This is a genomic window from Anabaena sp. PCC 7108 (assembly GCF_000332135.1).
GTDB lineage: Bacteria > Cyanobacteriota > Cyanobacteriia > Cyanobacteriales > Nostocaceae > Anabaena.
The window spans coordinates 878,811-897,294 of record NZ_KB235896.1; the positions used below are offsets into that span (position 1 = coordinate 878,811).

Genomic DNA, 18,484 nt, shown 5'->3' on the forward strand with positions numbered 1-18,484 from the left:
TATCTATAAATGTAATTTTTTAGCGTGCTAAGTACTAGGACAGAATTAATTACACAATGTCATTGCGAATGGAACGCAGTGGAATGACGCAATCGCAAGGGCTGGGATTGCTTCGCTTCGCTCGCAATGACTGTAAATATTTTTGTCCAATTACTTATTCACCTATGAATCTAATATCCTGGAAAATTTTGACAGCAGCTACTCTGGGTATTGCTATTCCTTGGCTTCCCTTCAATTCATTGATTCCTACTACTACTCATTCAATTACTCATCTGAGCCAAAATAATCAACCAATTTTTACATTGAAAGAACCGGAAAGAGTCCCAGCAATTATGATTAGTTCTGATGGTAAAAAATTAATCGGTGGTAGTCGCTCAGGAAGCATCAAAATTTGGAACTTACAGACTGGTAAACTCCTGAATACTCTGACAACAAAATCTGAAGGAGTTACCTCTATTGCTATAGGTGGGGCAAATGGGGATATTCTTGTTAGTGGAGATATTGATAGTACCATCAAGGTTTGGAATCTGCTTACTGGAAAACTAATTCTGACTCTAAAAGGACATTCACAGCCAGTAGAAACAGTCGCTATTAGTGTTGATGGAAAAATACTTGTTAGTGGTGGTGATGATCGTCAAATCCAGATTTGGAATTTACAGACTGGAGAACTACTTCATACTCTTATAGGACATTTAGATTATATTAGTCGTGTGGCTATAAGTCCCAATGGTCAAGTTCTGGTTAGTGGTAGTGGTGGAGCAGCCAAAGAGGAGATTAAACTGTGGAATCTGCATACAGGAAAACTCTTACACAGTATGGGACATCCACCTGGTATTGCTGCATTGGCTATGAGTTTAGATAACAAAATTTTAATTAGTGGTAGTTTTGGTCAGCTTGTGGATAAAAATAGTGCCATCAACACTATCAAGCTGTGGGAGTTAAGTACAGGTAAATTGTTACGTGATTTTAATCAAAACCCAGATTCAATTAATTCAATCATCCTGACTCCAGATGGAAAAACTATGATTACTGGCAACTTTAATGGCAAAATCAAATTCTGGAATTGGCGAACTGGGGAACTACTCTCAACTATTATAGGTGATTCAACTCCGGTAGAGGCAATTGCTATCAGTCCCGATCATAAAACTCTAGCTAGTAGTAGCGAAGATGGCACAATTAGAATTTGGCAACTTCCTGAATAAATTCTAGCTTTTTACCTACTGTTAATTAATCCTTTAAGATTAGATGGGACATATCAAACTTGTTTGAACTCTTTCTGGAGAAATATCCATGACAATTTCCATGTACACAGCTTCAATACCCGTGTCTATTCACTCACTGAATAACCTGATAGCTATTCTTGAAAAGGGTGCTGAATATGCAGAAGCAAAAAAAATAGATCCTGCTGTTTTGATCAACAGTCGTCTATATCCAGATATGTTTCCATTATCAAGACAAGTACAAATTGCCTGTGACGTAGCAAACAGAGGTACTGCAAAACTAGCAGGGATAGAAGCACCTAAGTTTGAAGACAATGAAACTACATTCCCTCAACTTATTGACCGCGTTCAGAAAACTATCTCTCAGTTAAATACATTGAAACCTGAGCAAATCGATGGTTCAGAGGAGAGAACAATTACCCTAGAGATGGGTGACAAAGTTACATCTTTTCAAGGAATATCATTTCTCCTGTATCTTATTTTACCAAATATTTACTTCCATGTCACAACAGCTTATGACATTCTCAGACATTGCGGTGTAGAACTTGGGAAAAAAGACTTCCTTGGTCAGCCATAAAAAGAGACGTAATTAAGCCCCTACCAAGGGGTTTAATTTTAGATCATGCCCATTAACCCAATGGGTTGGTTCAGGAACTTCTGATTCTTGTGACATAAATTTCTTCCTGAGCGATGCCTAAAGCTACGCGGAGAGTCTCGTTGGCGTAGCCTCTACGTAGAGATAGAGAGCGCAGCTATAATAGATAAATACCATGATTCCCTAATATTATAATATGACGGCAAAATTAATCCAAAAAGTTATAGAAACAGTTAAAACTTTACCAATAGAAGAACAAAGTAATATTCTTCAACGTTGGTTATATGAGTTAGAAACACATAAAATTGCTCAATCAAATCAATCTCAAGTTAAATTATCGGAATTACTTCTTTTACCTGAATTAGAAGAAACTGAAACGTTGTTTGAACGAGATCAAGACACAGGTAGAGATATTACATTATGAAATATTTATTAGATACGTGTGTTATTTCTGAATATGTAAAAAAACAACCCAATCAACAAGTTATTAACTGGATAGATGAGCAAAAAGAAAGTAGTTTATTCATTAGCATTATAACTATAGCTGAAATCAAAAAAGGAATTGTAAAAATAGAAAAATCTCAACCAAGTCGCTATCAAAAACTAGAGCAATGGCTACAAAAACTTGAACAAAGATTTAATAATAGAACTTTACCGTTAAATGAGAATATTCTTGATACTTGGGCAAAAATTTGTGGTCAATCTGAAGCACAGGGGAAAAAACTACCGATTATGGATAGTTTAATAGCTGCCACTGCATCTGAAAATAACCTCATAATTGTTACTCGTAATATTAGTGATTTTGGTTTCTCATCTGTTAATGTTTTTAGTCCTTGGGATTAATATCTGACAGGATGGTTAGGATGTTTATTATTCGAGAAGCTGTTGGGTTTCATACTTCAACCCAACCTACGGCTGGTTTCGATGTAAACGGTTTCACTCATATGGAATAGGTTTGGGGTCTTTCCATTTTAGGTCTGTTCGGCTTAGGAACATTGTGTGTGAGTCAGTCTCAATACAAATAAAAATAATGTGCGTTACATTTCATTAACGCACCCTACAAGATTGGCGATCGCACTATTTGAAAGCCTTTGTGTAAAATAAGCACTCAATGTTTATTCAAAATCGTCAGGTTCCTCAAAGCTTGACGGCTGAAGACGAACAATATAGCCCTCCTCAATTCCTTCGATTTTGTTGAGGATCTCTTTTGGGGATTCTTCAGAGAATGTGACTATATATTCATAGAGCAAACCATCATCGCTCTCGTTTGTATCAATATCCTACTCCAACTCAAGCAACTCGTCGTATGATATGCCAAGCTCAGATGCTAATTTCTGATTTTTCCGCTCTTCTTGTTCATCTTCAAGTTGTTGGTTACTCATTGTCCTAATCTCCGTAGTGATTTTCAAGCCAACTTATACTTTAACCGTACCTGCGGTACAATTACTCTCATGAAATAAAATTACCACGTAATTGTACTTTTATATCCGTAAAATAGTATTTTTACTGAATTAAATATAATTTAATGTTTGTCAATCTTTAGTAGAATGGCTCTCTAGGAAACGAGAGTTTTCGTAAAATTCTCTAAGTATTTAAACGACTTTGAATATTTCTACAACAAATCTGCGTAAATTGCTTTTTAGGCGTTGTAGCCATTAATAATATCTGGAAATATTGACTTGCTGGGAAACAGGAAACATAGAAATTTCAACCTGCTCTATGGCATATTCTTTCCAGGTGATACAATCTAGAATTCAAAATCTCAAATCCAAAATCTCAAATTGGTTAATTCATCCTCCCGTACCATGCTGGTATATTGCAGTAAAAAACACGCAAATAATAGTAGTCACAGTTTTTGTACTAACTGTGGGGAAGCATTACCTCTGACTGTCGGACAGGTAATCGATAATCGCTATGAAATTGCGCGTATATTGGGACAAGGTGGCTTTGGACGCAGTTATTTGGCGCTTGATAGGCAAAAATCGCGTCAAACTTGTGTTTTAAAGGAATTTGCACCTCAAGTTGTCAAACCACAAGATTTACAAAAAGCTAAAGAACTATTTGAACGGGAAGCAAGTGTCCTCCGAAAAATTCAGCATCCTCAAATTCCGCGTTTTCACGCTTCCTTTGCAGCAAAAATTGGCACTAAAGATTTTTTCTTTTTGGTACAAGATTATATTGAGGGTGAAAATTATTACCAATTATTTGAACATCGTCAAAGTCTGGGAAAATCTTTTAGTGAGGAGGAAGTTGTTAACCTCCTGCACCATATTCTCCCTGTGCTGACTTATATTCACTCTCTAGATATTGTTCACCGCGATATCTCACCGGATAATTTAATTTTACGTCAAAGTGATAATTTACCCGTATTGATTGATTTTGGTGGTGTGAAACAGTTACCCGCTTCTCAGGGTTTTTGGCGAACGCAGTTGGGTGGAGATGGAACTTTATTAGGTAAAAAAGGCTACGCACCGGAAGAACAGTTAATCCAAGGAAAAGTATTTAAAAGTAGTGATTTATATTCTTTAGCGGTGACGGCTTTGGTGTTAATTACTGGGAGAGAACCGCAATCACTTTATGACAGCTATAACGGAAATTGGTACTGGGGAAAGGAAATTAAGGTGAGTCCGAAATTAGAATCGGTCTTAAAGAAGATGTTGGCATATAAACCGAGCGATCGCTATCAACAAGCTGATCAAGTTCTTCAAGATTTACCCGCACCATCTTCTGTCCATACGGCAAATACCATGCTAACTCCTGTCAAAAGCCAGAATACTTATATGACTAAACTGAAAACTATGGTAGCTGCCCCAGGTATAAAAAACGCTAAGGCTATTAGTAGTAAATTCCATAACAAGACTCAAGTTATTGTCCAACAAATACCTATGCCAGCATGGTTACGCCCCTTTGCTGTCAGCTTTTTGGGAACTAGTGCCATTGTTTTAGCTGGTGCTGGTGTTTGGGCATTAGGAACTTATGCTTTTCGCTCCGTAACATCAATTACATTTCCAGGAATTTCATTACCGCAAATTCCCTTAGGAGGAAATCCAGCTAGTCAACCAGTAAGTGACAAAACAAGAACCCGCGACATTCAAAAAATTTTCAGTCGTCGTCAACAGCTAGAAATTCCTTCAGGATTTTTCACAAGGATGGTAGATGAAATATTTTATACTCAAAAACCAGAACTAAAAGGACGCAGTATCTCTACTAAGCCCGAAGATGCAGCTTTACGGGATGTATGGTATGGTGTTGCTGATGATTTATTAGATAAAATAGAACGTGCTAATCTCAGTGTCTCAGCCCGTCGTCAACTAGGAAGCTATACTAGACAAGATTACGAAAATTGGGGAAAACTGGCACGGTTAGGTAAATTGGGTAAATATAAATCTCTTGAACAACTTAGGGCGGACACTTATGAAAAATTTGACCCGTTGTTTCCTGGTCAAGAGCGTGGGAAACTAAATCAACAGACATTCCTACAAGTTTGGTATGCGATCGCATCTGATAAAGTAGGGAACAGGTGACAGGTGACAGGTGACAGGGTAAGAACCTATTTTCTCAATTACGAATTACGAATTACGAATTACGAATTACTAATATGTATTGTTCTCAAGGACATCAAAATCCCTCTGGTAGTAAGTTTTGTCTCCAATGTGGGGAGAAAATGTTAGAGAAGACTATAAGTTCTGGTATTCAAGCTGGACTAACTTTGAATGATCGCTATGTCATTGTACGTCAACTTGGACAAGGAGGGTTTGGACGGACTTATTTAGCTGAAGATATCAACCGCTTCCGAGAACCTTGTGTTTTAAAAGAATTCTCTCCCCAAGTTCAAACTCCCTACGTTGTCCAAAAAGCTGAAGAACTATTTCAGAGGGAAGCAAGTGTTCTTTATAAATTGCAACATCCCCAAATTCCCAAATTTAGAGAACTATTACAGATCAATTTACAAGGGAAAGAATACTTATTTTTGGTACAAGATCATGTAGACGGGGAAACTTATAATTCTTTATTAGATAGCCGTAAACAACAGGGTTTAAGATTTACAGAAATAGAAGTCCGTCAGCTATTACAGCAAATTTTACCAGTATTGGCATATATTCACTCGGTCGGTGTGATTCACCGCGATATTTCCCCTGATAACTTAATGCTGAGGAATGCTGATCAATTACCAGTATTAATTGATTTTGGTGGTGTTAAACAAGTTGCCGCAACCGTCGCTTCTCAATATTACCAAACCGAAACAATGGCATCTCCCACACCTGCAACGCTATTGGGAAAAATCGGATTTGCACCCCCAGAACAAATGCAAACCGGTGTGGTGTCTCCTCACAGTGACTTATATGCGTTAGCAGTGACAGTGTTAGTTTTACTGACAGGTAAACAACCCCAAGAGTTAATTGATACTTATAATTTTAGTTGGCAATGGCGGCGGGAAGTGAGTGTTAGTCCGGCATTGGGACAGATAATAGATAAAATGTTATCGACAAATGTGAGCGATCGCTATCAATCAGCCCGTCAAGTTATTCAAGCCCTTAACCCACCACCAGTTAATTATCCCGCTACACAACCACCTACTCCCACACAACCCCCCATATCTGCAACTGTCGCAGTTTCTCCCCCCAAAATCCCAGCACCCCAACCTGTGCTGAGTCCCACTCCGCCAACCCCAAGTATTTGGACAGCAACCAACGTCTTTATTGTTACCTTAGCTGTATTTGCCAGCGCAGGTATACTTTGGTGGGGATTCCATAACCGTACACAGGATATAGGAGGAAGTAGTGCGACAATTACATCTAGTCCTACCCCGACTGAAACTGAGTCACCTGAACCGGAAGTAAATTATTCACCAGAGGAAAAACAACGCAAAGAAAGATTGAGCGCTCGCCGTCAACAATTAAGTATAGATTTTAACTTCTATATTAGTTTAGTTAATCAAGTATTTTGGGATAAAAACCCCAGTTTAAAAGGACGTACCCTCAGCAATAATCCAGAAGATGAAAGTTTAAGGGCAGAATGGGATAAAACCGCCGCTCAAGTCCTAGAAAAGCTGTCAGCAATCAGTTTTAACTCCCGTCGTCAACTGGGAACTTACACAGCAGCAGAACGCGATCGCTGGAAGGTGGAAGTTAACAAAATCAACGTTGGTAGTCGTTCTTTATATGATTTAGGTGATGCGGCTTTTTTAAGTGAATTTCCTGAACAGCGCGGTAAAGATTTTCTCAAACAACCCATTGGGCAAGTTTGGTACGGATTTGTAAATGATCAACTTAACGCTATTCTTGCCAACAGCGCATTTCAAAGAATAGTATTTCCTGAAGGTGGTACAAGTAAAACAGTTAGCGGAACTCTCCAACCAGGAAGAGGTAAAGTTTTCATTGCGGGACTTGCTAAAGATCAAATTATGGAAGTTAATCTAGAAGCAAGTTCAAAAGTTTTACTATCAATTTATTCTCCCTCTGGGAAAATCGTATTTTTAGAAGATTCCCAACAGCGGACTGTATCCAAGACATTACCAGAAAAAGGATTTTATGAATTTGTCGTTGTTTCCACAGCCTCAGAACCCCTAGAGTATCAACTGACTGTCAGAGCAGAAAATCCCCCAGAACCAGAACCCACAGAAACACCAACGGAAACACCCACAGAAGAACCGACACCAACACCTACACCTACAGAAACACTGACACCATAATTCGTAATTCGTAATTCGTAATTCGTAATTCGTAATTCGTAATTCGTAATTCGTAATTCGTAATTCGTAATTCGTAATTCGTAATTCGTAATTCGTAATTCGTAATTCGTAATTCGTAATTCGTAATTCGTAATTCGTAATTCGTAATTCGTAATTATAGCCGTGGACAGGGTGGTTAGGACATCAATTGATAATAAAACTCTCACTACAAGAGGGTTTTACTCCTGACTCCTGACTCCTGACTCCTGACTCCTGACTCCTGACTTCTGCTGTAATTACATCCGGTTACGTCTATAAATAAGATTTAATTCCTCTTGATGTTGCCAAGCCCAATCTGCTAACACGGCGATGGGTTCAATTAATTTTTCACCAAAGGGCGTAAGTTTATATTCTACTTTTGGCGGTACGACTGGATAAACAGTACGTTCAACAATTCCGTCTGATTCTAACTGTCTGAGAGTTTGCGTCAGCATCTTTTTGGATATTCCCGGAATCTGGCGTTGAAACTCACTATATCGTATAGTTCCAGAACGCAGGATACACAAAATTAGCGGTGTCCATTTATCTCCCACTATATCAAGCATTTGTCGTACAGGGCAGTCTTGACTCAGGAGAATTGGACGCTGTTCCTTGGGAACCATAAAGTGCCTACTTGTCAAAAAGATTCCATTCAATCAGACTACTGTAGTGCTGGAACTGGAGTAAAGAGAATGAACTCATTAGCAAACAAAGTTGCGCTAGTTACGGGTGGAACTTCTGGAATTGGACGCACAACAGCGATCGCATTTGCTCGTGCAGGGGCTAAGGTTGTGGTGGCTGGAAGGCGTGAAGAAGAAGGTAATGAAACTATCCGTCTTATTCGTGAAGCTGGTAGCGACGGTTTATTTGTGAAAGCCGATGTAGCTCAAGAGGCAGATGTCAAAGCACTCATTACCGCCACAGTAAATACCTTTGGTAGCCTTGATATCGCCTTTAATAATGCGGGACTGCTGGGGGAAAATGCTTTGTTAGCAGACCAATCAGAGCAAGCTTATGACCGACTTTTTGGAGTTAATGTTAAGGGTGTTTTTCTCTGTTTGAAATACGAAATTGCCCAGATGTTAACTCAAGGGAAGGGGGGAACGATTGTTAACACTTCATCTATTAACGGTTTCCGTCCATTAGCACCTGGACTTTCCCTGTACGACACCTCAAAAGCTGCTGTGGTAATGCTGACAAAATCAGCAGCGTTAGAATATGCAGCCCAAAAAATTCGGATTAATGCGATCGCTCCTGGCCCTATTGAAACTGAGATGCTAAATCAGGCTACAGGCGGCAATTCTAAAGCTTTTGAAAGTTTTGTGCCAGCAGGACGTTTAGGACAGCCTAATGACATTGCTAATGCTGTCCTCTGGCTTTGTTCAGATGCTGCTGATTTTATCAATGGTCATACTCTGGCAGTAGATGGTGGAATTTTGGCTGCTTAAATATCTGTTTGGAAAAACAAAAGGAATGTAATTATGAGCAAATTAGCAGGTAAAGTTGTATTTATCCCCGGTGGTGCAGGTAATGTAGGTGAAGGCATTGTGCGGTCATTTCTCAAAGCTGGTGCGATCGTTGCAGTTCCATCTCGTAAACCCGAAAAACTAGAGGAACTACGCACATATCTAGGTGATATTGCCACAAGCGATCAATTTATTCCCATTGTCGGAGAAATTAGCCAAATTGAAGATGCAGAACGCATTCGTGACCAAATACTCAAGCAGTTTGGTAAACTTGACGCTGTGGTTGCTTCCCTTGGAGGTTGGTGGTTTGGAAACAAGCCGATAACAGAGGTATCAATCGCTGAATGGCAACAATATCTGAATAGCAATTTAACCAGTCATTTTATCACTGCTCGGACTTTTCTGCCTCTTTTGAAAGAACAAAAAGGCGCTAGTTACACACTCATAGGAGGAGCAGCAGCAGAAAATGCCGTTCCTAATGTTAGTTTAGTCAGCATTCCAGCCGCTGGACAACTGATGCTGGCTCAGATATTGATGGCGGAAAATAAGAATAGTGGTGTGCGAATTAATGAAGTTATTATCCATAGTTGGGTAGCAACTCGTGTTAGCCAAGAACAAAGTCAACCTAGTTGGATTACAACTGAGGATATTGGTGAGTTTACCGCTTGGCTTGCTTCTGATGCTGCATCTATGGTGAATGGTAGTCTTTTACGTTTATATGAAAAGCCTGCTGTTTAAATTCGGCTTGGTGATGTTTTAAATATAGTCGTAGGGACATAGAAATCCTGTGTCTCTACATAGTCTATGTACTGGAAAATATATTATTGTTTACTCGGAATTTGGATGATAAATTCAGTTCCCCTGCCAATATTAGAGGAACACTCTAATTTACCATGATGTTTTTCAGTAATAATTTGATAGCTAATAGCCATTCCTATTCCTGTTCCTTTACCTATGGGTTTGGTAGTAAAAAATGGGTCGAAGATGCGATTTTTTACATCTTCTGACATTCCTATTCCATTATCATATATCCTGATTTCTACCCATTGCTTATCTATAACCTTAGTCCTAATTGTAATCTGATTGGGATTTGCCTTAATCTCTTGAAAAGTTAGATTAATATTGCTTTCTTCAAGAGCATCAATTGCATTAGCTATAATATTCATAAAAACTTGATTTAATTGCCCAGCATAACATTCTACTTCGGGTAAATTACCATAATCTCGAATAATCTCAATTTCTGGCTGTTCAGATTTAGCTTTCAGACGATGTTGTAAAATTAATAAAGTGCTTTCAATCCCATCATGTAGATCAACTTGTTTAAATTCCGCTTCATCAAGGCGGGAAAAATTACGCAAAGATAGAACAATATCACGAATACGTCTAGTTCCTATCTCCATAGAATTAATAATTTTGGGCATATCTGCTAGTAAAAATTCTAAGTCAATCTCTTTTTCTAACTTTTGAATTTTTGGATTATTATTACTATGATTTTCTTGATATAAACTAACTAGTTTTAATAAATCTTCAGAATACTGCTTCAAATGGGCAATATTGCCATGAATAAAGTTAACTGGATTATTAATTTCATGGGCAACTCCTGCTACTAATTGACCTAAACTGGACATTTTTTCACTTTGAATAACTTGTGACTGGTTTAACTTCAATTCTTGGAGGGTATCTTGTAACTCTAAAGTCCTTTCTTCTACTTTTTCTTCTAAAGTTTCATTAGCTTGTTTGAGACGAAATTCTGCCCACCACTTTTCTCGAACGGCTGCGGATAAAACTAAAGAAGTGAGGGCAAATACCCCAATAAAAGATTGTAATAAAACCATAGATGCTATCGTTGATGGACGATGGAACGATCCTGTACCGCTAACTACTCCCCATACAGCAAGAGAATTAATTAAAAGTGTAATTAATGTGGTTTCTTGTAACCGAAAACGAAAAGCACACCAGATTAAAATAGGTAAGAATGTATATTCTAAAGGATAACCCAACCCAAAAGAAATTTTACTAATTATCCCCACTATAACTATTATTAAAAATAATTCTATTTTCCCTGATGAAGGAAGTTTTTGTTGGTGTTTAAAGGGTTTAATCCATATTAATAAGGTAGGACTAATAACTAAAATTGCTAAAGAGATGCTAATCCACCATCCCCACCAAATGAGAGCATAAGCATCCCAAGAAGTAGCTTTAGTAATATATAAGAATCCTGCAGCAATATTAGAAGTAATAAAACATTCACTCAACACAATTCCTATAAATTTAAAGATGTCTTGAGTTTTTTCTAGAAAATTACGATTAGGAATAAACTTATTAACTAATAAGTATATGATTACCGGATCTAAAGTATCAGTCAAAGAAATAACAAGAGCAATTAATTTACCATGATTATAATTGTGATAAAGCCACGTATTAACAATTATTTCACTTAAGAAAATAGCTGGTAAGAATGAAAAATCAAAAAGGAACATTCCTGCCATATAAATTCCTGATGATGGCCAAAGAACTGTGCTACCATTATCAAAGGAAATACTAACAATAAGTTTAGTTAATAAAAAATGAATTACAGGCAAACAAATCAAAGATAAAAGGGCTGTTTTGTTAAAAACAAAAGAGATTTTATTCTTAAGGGACATAAAATTAAATTTGTTCATTGATTTATTGATAAATCAATATATTAGTACTTACGCATGGGAAAGGAGAAATCATAAGTTTGGGCTAGGTATTGGACATGAAAAATTTCCAATGCCATAAAGCAACATATCCTATTACTCACCTCAACAAATAATCTATTTGCATTAATTGGTATCGCAATTGATTTAATTAAAAATAAAATTTAATGCCTGTTTGATAATTAATTCTTGATCTACCATATTTTTTAACGTTAATTCATCATAAATTCCGCCAAAAGCTTCTAAAGAAGCATTATCTAAAGCTCGATTATACGCTTCTGCTAAAATTTCCTCTATTTCTTGTTTGTTCAGGTAATATCCTCCAGCTTTTCGGCGCTTGTTGATCCGATCAATTGCGTCAATAGCATTGCGAAGGGAAACATCCCAAGAATGAGTTGTCCTTTTTTCTGCCTGTTGTTTAATTAAATGGACTAAAAGCACTACACAATAGCTATAAATTTTATTGATTTTATCTTCTTTGCTCATTTCTTCTAATTCGTCAATTAAAGATAAAGCCGCTTCTAGGTTGCCAGAAACGACTAATTCTCTGAGTTCTAGTAATTCTTCCATGATTTGCTCTCTCCTTGAAGTTTGCTATTTCTAGCATAGCGCTGATAATACTATCAACTAAATATCCAGATCCCCGACTTCTCCAAGAAATCGGGGATCTAAATACTACTCAAATTGTCATTAGTTAGCGGAATTTAACAGCTTACGCTTCATCTAAAGCTGCAATACCAGGTAAAACCTTACCTTCTAGCAACTCTAAACTAGCACCACCACCGGTAGAAATGTGGCTCATTTGATCAGCCAAACCGACCTTTTCCACAGCGGCTACAGAGTCACCACCACCGATAATGGTAGTTGTGCCGGTTTTGCCGATTTCTGCTAGAGTATGTGCGATCGCTTCCGTACCCGCAGCAAACTTATCAAACTCAAATACACCCATTGGACCGTTCCAAATCACAGTCTTACAATCAGCCAAAGCCGCTTGGAAAACCTTGATAGAATCGGGACCAATATCTAAACCCATACCATCGGCAGGGATATCTTCAATGCTGACAGTAGTAGCATTAGCATCAGGCGCAAACTTATCTGCGGAGACGATATCTGTAGGTAGCAACAAAGCCACACCGCGTTCTTTGGCCTTAGCTTCCAAAGACTTCGCTAATTCCAGCTTATCTTCTTCCACCAAAGACTTACCAACACTCAAACCACGGGCTTTGTAGAAGGTGAAAATCATCCCACCACCAATGATCAGTTTGTCGCACTTTTCCAACAAAGTTTCAATTACGCCGATTTTGCTGGAAACCTTGGAACCGCCAATAATTGCTGCCAAAGGACGTTGGGGATTTTCGATCGCATTTTGCAGATATTCCAATTCCTTCTCCACCAAATATCCAGCCACAGAAGGACTGAGAAACTTGGTTACACCTTCAGTAGAAGCATGGGCGCGGTGTGCAGTACCAAAGGCATCATTTACATAAAAATCAGCATTAGCTGCCAACTTCTTCGCAAATTCAGGATCGTTTTTCTCTTCTTCTGGGTAAAAGCGGACATTTTCTAGTAACAGCACTTGGCCATTTTGCAAAGCCGCAACCTTAGCCGCAACATCATCACCGATACAATCATCAGTTTTGACAACTTCTTGTCCCAACAACTCAGAGAGGCGTTTAGCAACAGGCGTTAGACGCAATTTTTCAGTTACACCCTTGGGACGACCAAAATGGCTGGTTAAAATCACCTTAGCGCCCTTTTCGGTCAAATCCTTGATGGTTGGCAGCGCAGCGCGAATGCGAGTATCGTCGGTAATGTTACCTTGATCATCTACAGGAACGTTAAAATCAACCCGCACCAAGGCGCGTTTACCAGAAATATCAGCCGCAGATAAACTTGCTAAACTTTTTTTGGACACAACTAAACCCTCCTGATTGCCTTTTTGTTATTGTTTTGAAAGTATAACTATGAAGATTTTACCGGAGTACGGGGTGTCCCAGTGATTTATGTTTAAGACAGTTCTGTTTCCAATTGATCAAAGTCGGGCTGCGCGGGAAGCTGCGGATGTAGTTGCCAACGTAGTACAGAAGTACAGTAGTCGCTTAGTACTCCTGTCAGTCGTGGAAGAACCAACCTCAGATACCCCTAATCCTGATCCTATGGTGTCTCCAGAGGCGGTTGCTAAACTGTTAGAAAATGCCCAAGCCTTATTTTCTCAGCAAGGAATTACAGCCGAAGTGTTGGAAAGACAAGGTAAACCAGCCTTTACTATCTGTGATGTTGCTGATGAAATCGAGGCCAGTTTAATTATTATGGGCTGTCGGGGGTTAGGCTTAACGGATGAAGGCGCAACTGATAGCGTCACCAGTCGCGTCATTAACCTTTCCCCTTGTCCAGTTTTGATTGTTCCTTAGTGATTTATTTGGGCAGGCATCTCGCCTGTCCTACTCCTTCCCACTAGAAGAATACGGTTTAAATGAACCGCGAAGACGCGTTCGCGGTAGCGTTGCGAAGCAAAGGACGCGAAGAAAGAAGGAAGAAGATAAGTAATCTTACACTGGAAAGGGAGTATCATGAATTTCTCACAGACTTTTAATTGCTATTAATATTGGTAATTTCCCGCTAGGATTTTCTCAACCAACTGTTTTATAGTGAAAAGAATTGACTTAGGCAATCAAAGGAGTGGTCATAGGATTGCGGGCAAAAATACCTGTTAATTGAAATTTTGGCTTCTCGTGTTTTATCTTCCTCTGAGGAGAGATAAAAAAGTTTGAGATTGGGGAATCTCTGGAAAAGACTCGAAACTTGCGTAAATCGGCTTAGTTTATAGCCCCACATTTGTTGTGTGTGGGTACAGACTTAATTCCCCAACCGGCTAGAGTACGCCAATTATGACCCCTAGTATTACAGATTCAGCAGTCAAAGCAGCGATCGCAGCTATTGCTTCGGAGTCAGCAACAGCAGAGGAAAAAATCCAAATGCTGATAGAAATGGCGCAAGGCTTTCAGAAAAAGCCGAAAACTGCCCAAGACTTGCGAAATGCGGTAGGGTTGTTTTATCGTGCCTATGAAATGTGCAGTGACAACTATCCTTTGTTAAAAGCACGGACTAAGGTGGGAATAGCAGGTACTCTGCAAATGATTCCTGATGCAGATTCTCAACTGTTGCTACAAGCAAAGGAAGGTTATGAAGAAGCCTTACCAATATTACAACAATTTGCGACACCAGAGGAAGTAGCAGAAGCACAGATGAATTTGGGGTTAGTTTTGCAATCCCTAGTTCCCGACAATTTAGCGCGGATAACTGACAGCATTCAAGCTTATCATCAGGCTTTGCGGGTGTTTACCTGGGAAGATTACCCACAGGAATATGCGATTTTATCTAACAATATAGCGATCGCATATCTTTCTATGCCCATGGCATCAGAACGGGAATATTTACGTCAAGGGTTAGCAGTGCAGTCTTTTGAAGTAGCACTCAAACATATTAACCTCATTGACCATCCGAGGGAATATGCGATGTTGCAAAATAACTTAGGTAACGCTTTGCAATATTTAATCAGTTCCCATCCTGTAGAGAATAACTTACGCGCTATTTCTGCCTACAACGAAGCCTTAAAAGTGCGAAATTCTCAAGATACACCCTTAGAATATGCTAACACAATTTCTAACAAAGCCAACGCCCTATTTAACTTACCCGACAACCCAGAAAAACCCGAATTAGGTAATCAGCAAAATCTCTTAACAGCCAAATCCTACTATCAAGAAGCTTGGCAAATATTTACCGAAAATCAACAACTAGAACAAGCAGAAGTAGTAGCCAAAGCACTACAAGATATAGCAGCAGAAATGCAAGCAGTTATGTTGCATTAAACCCTCAATCGGAGAATTCCATGTTTGATTTTCTCAATAACCCAGCATTTAAAGAATTTCTGTATAGTTTGAATACAGAATTAAATTTCACGACAGCATTTACTTGGTTAATCATTGCTGTGATTTTATCCATGATTGGTGGTGCAATTGGCGGCATGATACTTGCAGGTAAAGACTTAGGCTATAAATTCGCTGCAACTATTGGTAGTTTATTCGCACCTGCGGGAATAATTCCTGCCCTGATTCTCGGCTTATTAATGATGAATTTCTTATCTAACTACTAGGAGGATATATGTTAGAACTAAGCTGGTTTTCTTTCAAGTTACTTCTCAAAGGTAAACTATTACGAGATCCTATCTATTTTCTCCGTCAAACCACTATTGCTAGTGGTGTTGGTACACTAATAATAGTATTATTAGCACAGGCAGCTATCCCTCTTTGTATTCCCATCACTGTAGCGAGTTTAGTAACTGGTGTCATGATGCCTTTTCTGCTACAAGACTTTAGAATGAAATGAGTTTGCATAAATATCAAATTAAAAGTTATCAATCCCTACAGATTTATCTGTGGGGTTGAGTTTTAATGTTTATGATTAATTAAGCGCAGATAACCGCAGATTAATAATGACTCAACTTGAAGAATTGATTACAGATATTAACAGATTTGAAGCGATTATTTCTGAATGGGATGAAAGTCAAAGGTGTGTAGCCGTAGGTTTACAACGGGCGATTGAATCTTTACATAAAGCCGCATTAACTAATTTAATTAAAAGTCTTAAACAAGAAAATTTATCAGCTTTAAATCAAGCTGTAAATGATGAAATTGTTTATGCAGTTTTGTTATATCATAACTTAGTTAAACCTCCATTATCAGAACGTATCCAAACAGCATTAGCCGAAGTTCGTCCCAGTTTACAAAATCATCAGGGAGATGTAGAATTAGTAGCTATTAAATTACCAGATATAGTTGAAGTTAAATTAATTGGCAGTTGTAGTAATTGTGCCACTTCCACCTTAACTTTAACCCAAGGAATAGAACAGACTATTAAAAAACATTGTCCAGAAATTACAAGAGTAGTTGCGGTTAAGGGTAATTCTCATCCTCTTGCTAATTCTCTCCCTACAGATTCCTATTGGGTGAAAGCAACAACATTAAATGACATAATTGAAAATCACATTTTAGCAGTTAGAGTTGCCAATAATGATGTAATTATGTATAGACAAGGTGATAACATTAGTTGTTATCAAAATAGTTGTTCTCATTTGGGTTTTCCGTTAGATAAAGGTAAGATTGAAAATGGCATTATTACTTGTGCATCACATCAGTTTCAATATAATTTAAATACAGGTGAATGTTTAACAATACCTGATGTTTCTCTACAATCCTATGAGGTAAAAGTTAAGGGTGATAATGTTTATGTGAAAGTGCAAAAATAAACACAGATGAACTGAGATAACTATCTGCTTTTATAGGACTCCTATTTTATTTTTGTTGGCGCAGCCTGCGCTTTGCGCTTACAAAACTCGTATACCTTGATTCATTCTTCTCTCTTCCCTGTTCCCTACCTCTACGAGTAAATATGGCTACGCCACGCAAGCTATCAGAAACCAAACCGGATTCCTATATATGCATTAAATACATTCATATGTTTTATCTGAACCTAGCAATGAGAAATCCGGGTACAGCATTCTGAAAGCACACGTAAATTGAAAAACATCCTTTAAAGCTTTTTGGGAAACAGGCAAAGTAAAAAATTACAATACACTTTGGGTGATCTTGGACAAATAACCCAAAATGGGTTATACTGTGATCAGTCAAAACTTAATTTCAGAGTAGGTGTATCAGTGAAGACTAACAGAGATAGTCTACCTTTAAATCAGATTCTCTGGGATGATTGCTTGCTTATGCTTAATAATCTACCAGATGAATGTATCGACTTAGTTATATCCTCACCACCATATAATCTAGGTAAGGAATATGAGTCAAGACAGGCTATTGAGATTTATTTAGAAGAACAAACAGCCATACTGCGTGAATGTAGTCGAGTTCTCAAAAATACAGGCTCACTATTTTGGCAAGTAGGCGCTTTTTCTGAGAAAGGGATGCTTATCCCTCTAGATATTCGCTTTTTTCCCATTCTTGAATCTTGTGGTTTAATTCCCCGTAATCGAATTATATGGGCTAGACAGCATGGGCTTCATGCTCAAAAAAAATTTTCTTGTAGACATGAAACTATTCTCTGGTTTACTAAATCTGATACCTATAATTTTAATTTAGATGCCATTAGAGTTCCACAAAAATATCAAAATAAAAAACATTTTCGTGGAAGTCGTAAAGGTGAACTTTCTTGTAATCCAGATGGTAAAAATCCTGGTGATATCTGGCTATTTCGTAATGTTAAACATAACCATGAGGAACAAACCATACATCCCTGTCAATTTCCAGAAGATTTAATAGCTAGAATAATTTTATCTACAACTGAAAAAGGTGATATAGTTTTAGATCCTTATATGGGTTCTGGTACTGTAGCTGTTGTTGCTAAAGATTATGAACGATATTTTATTGGCTCAGAGATAGAACAAAAATATCATCAAATTGCCTTACGTCGCTTAAATGGAGAACCTGATGAAAATGGTTATTTTCCAAATTTAAAAACATTGCGTGATTATGTAGAAAAAACTGGTCAACCTATTGAAAAATTTAGATTTGATGTGCAAATAGGAAATAAAGCTTCAGAACGCACCCAAGCTAAAATTTATCCTGAAGAGTATCACTTACAGACAATGGAAGAGAGATTAATCTATGAAGAAGCTGCTTTTGCTGCTAATCTACGTAATGAAAAAATTCCCATAGATCCAAAACTGAATGGAAACGGAAAAAAGGCACAATTACCAGATCAAAAAGTTGAACAAATTGAACTGAAATTGTGGGGCTAAATATTTA

General features: G+C 38.0%; 18 protein-coding genes. 14 read left to right on the plus strand and 4 right to left on the minus strand.

Annotated elements, in window-relative coordinates; genetic code table 11:
* Positions 1–83: 83 nt before the first annotated feature.
* From ANA7108_RS0104635 to ANA7108_RS0104670, 6 genes are all read left to right on the plus strand, one after another.
* Entirely contained in the window at positions 84–1,202 is a 1,119-nt protein-coding gene (locus ANA7108_RS0104635) for a WD40 repeat domain-containing protein (RefSeq protein ID WP_237741480.1), read from the plus strand.
* 88 nt (positions 1,203–1,290) lie between these two features.
* Positions 1,291–1,797 (plus strand): DUF1993 family protein, encoded by a 507-nt coding sequence (locus ANA7108_RS0104640; protein ID WP_016949603.1) that lies wholly within the window; start codon positions 1,291–1,293, stop codon positions 1,795–1,797.
* Positions 1,798–2,011: 214 nt separating this feature from the next.
* Positions 2,012–2,239, plus strand: coding sequence for a hypothetical protein (locus ANA7108_RS0104650; RefSeq protein WP_016949604.1), 228 nt, complete (start codon positions 2,012–2,014; stop codon positions 2,237–2,239).
* A complete protein-coding gene (locus ANA7108_RS0104655) occupies positions 2,236–2,658 on the plus strand; it encodes a type II toxin-antitoxin system VapC family toxin (RefSeq protein ID WP_016949605.1) in 423 nt (140 codons plus the stop codon). Before ANA7108_RS0104650 ends, ANA7108_RS0104655 begins: the two co-directional genes overlap by 4 nt.
* A 962-nt stretch (positions 2,659–3,620) precedes the next feature.
* On the plus strand, positions 3,621–5,339 hold the full coding sequence (locus tag ANA7108_RS0104665) for a serine/threonine-protein kinase (protein WP_016949607.1): 1,719 nt from the start codon (positions 3,621–3,623) through the stop codon (positions 5,337–5,339).
* A gap of 65 nt (positions 5,340–5,404) precedes the next feature.
* The gene (locus ANA7108_RS0104670) at positions 5,405–7,507 is read left to right on the plus strand and encodes a serine/threonine-protein kinase (RefSeq protein WP_026103983.1); all 2,103 of its coding nucleotides are present in this window, start codon (positions 5,405–5,407) and stop codon (positions 7,505–7,507) included.
* Positions 7,508–7,782: 275 nt separating this feature from the next.
* On the opposite strand, the gene ANA7108_RS0104675 is transcribed toward ANA7108_RS0104670, so the two are convergent.
* Positions 7,783–8,148, minus strand: a complete 366-nt coding sequence (locus ANA7108_RS0104675; RefSeq protein WP_016949609.1) for a helix-turn-helix domain-containing protein — start codon at positions 8,146–8,148, stop codon at positions 7,783–7,785.
* Positions 8,149–8,217: 69 nt separating this feature from the next.
* Here ANA7108_RS0104675 and ANA7108_RS0104680 point away from each other — a divergent pair, with 69 nt between their 5' ends.
* Both ANA7108_RS0104680 and ANA7108_RS0104685 read left to right on the plus strand, forming a co-directional pair.
* Positions 8,218–8,973, plus strand: coding sequence for a glucose 1-dehydrogenase (locus ANA7108_RS0104680; protein WP_026103985.1), 756 nt, complete (start codon positions 8,218–8,220; stop codon positions 8,971–8,973).
* A gap of 33 nt (positions 8,974–9,006) precedes the next feature.
* Complete coding sequence (locus tag ANA7108_RS0104685) at positions 9,007–9,729, plus strand: SDR family NAD(P)-dependent oxidoreductase (RefSeq protein ID WP_016949611.1); 723 nt, start codon at positions 9,007–9,009, stop codon at positions 9,727–9,729.
* A gap of 83 nt (positions 9,730–9,812) precedes the next feature.
* Here the strand turns inward: ANA7108_RS0104685 and ANA7108_RS0104690 are convergent, their stop codons facing one another.
* The 3 genes from ANA7108_RS0104690 to ANA7108_RS0104700 all read right to left on the minus strand — a co-directional run bounded on the left by ANA7108_RS0104690 (position 9,813) and on the right by ANA7108_RS0104700 (position 13,587).
* On the minus strand, positions 9,813–11,654 hold the full coding sequence (locus ANA7108_RS0104690; protein WP_016949612.1) for an MASE1 domain-containing protein: 1,842 nt from the start codon (positions 11,652–11,654) through the stop codon (positions 9,813–9,815).
* A gap of 165 nt (positions 11,655–11,819) precedes the next feature.
* Positions 11,820–12,242 (minus strand): DUF29 family protein, encoded by a 423-nt coding sequence (locus tag ANA7108_RS0104695; protein ID WP_016949613.1) that lies wholly within the window; start codon positions 12,240–12,242, stop codon positions 11,820–11,822.
* Between the two features lie 142 nt (positions 12,243–12,384).
* Positions 12,385–13,587: a phosphoglycerate kinase gene (locus tag ANA7108_RS0104700; RefSeq protein WP_016949614.1), complete on the minus strand. Its 1,203-nt coding sequence runs from the start codon at positions 13,585–13,587 to the stop codon at positions 12,385–12,387.
* Positions 13,588–13,675: 88 nt separating this feature from the next.
* Between ANA7108_RS0104700 and ANA7108_RS0104705 the strand changes: the two genes are divergently transcribed.
* From ANA7108_RS0104705 to ANA7108_RS0104730, 6 genes are all read left to right on the plus strand, one after another.
* Complete coding sequence (locus ANA7108_RS0104705) at positions 13,676–14,083, plus strand: universal stress protein (protein WP_016949615.1); 408 nt, start codon at positions 13,676–13,678, stop codon at positions 14,081–14,083.
* A gap of 477 nt (positions 14,084–14,560) precedes the next feature.
* On the plus strand, positions 14,561–15,541 hold the full coding sequence (locus ANA7108_RS0104710; RefSeq protein ID WP_016949616.1) for a hypothetical protein: 981 nt from the start codon (positions 14,561–14,563) through the stop codon (positions 15,539–15,541).
* A 20-nt stretch (positions 15,542–15,561) separates the two neighbouring features.
* Positions 15,562–15,825 carry a hypothetical protein gene (locus ANA7108_RS0104715; RefSeq protein WP_016949617.1) on the plus strand — a complete coding sequence of 88 codons (264 nt, stop codon included), beginning with the start codon at positions 15,562–15,564 and terminating at the stop codon, positions 15,823–15,825.
* A gap of 8 nt (positions 15,826–15,833) precedes the next feature.
* Entirely contained in the window at positions 15,834–16,058 is a 225-nt protein-coding gene (locus ANA7108_RS0104720) for a hypothetical protein (protein ID WP_016949618.1), read from the plus strand.
* 106 nt (positions 16,059–16,164) lie between these two features.
* Positions 16,165–16,977, plus strand: coding sequence for a NifU family protein (locus ANA7108_RS0104725; protein WP_016949619.1), 813 nt, complete (start codon positions 16,165–16,167; stop codon positions 16,975–16,977).
* A gap of 468 nt (positions 16,978–17,445) precedes the next feature.
* Positions 17,446–18,477, plus strand: a complete 1,032-nt coding sequence (locus ANA7108_RS0104730) for a site-specific DNA-methyltransferase (RefSeq protein WP_237741481.1) — start codon at positions 17,446–17,448, stop codon at positions 18,475–18,477.
* Positions 18,478–18,484: the final 7 nt, after the last annotated feature.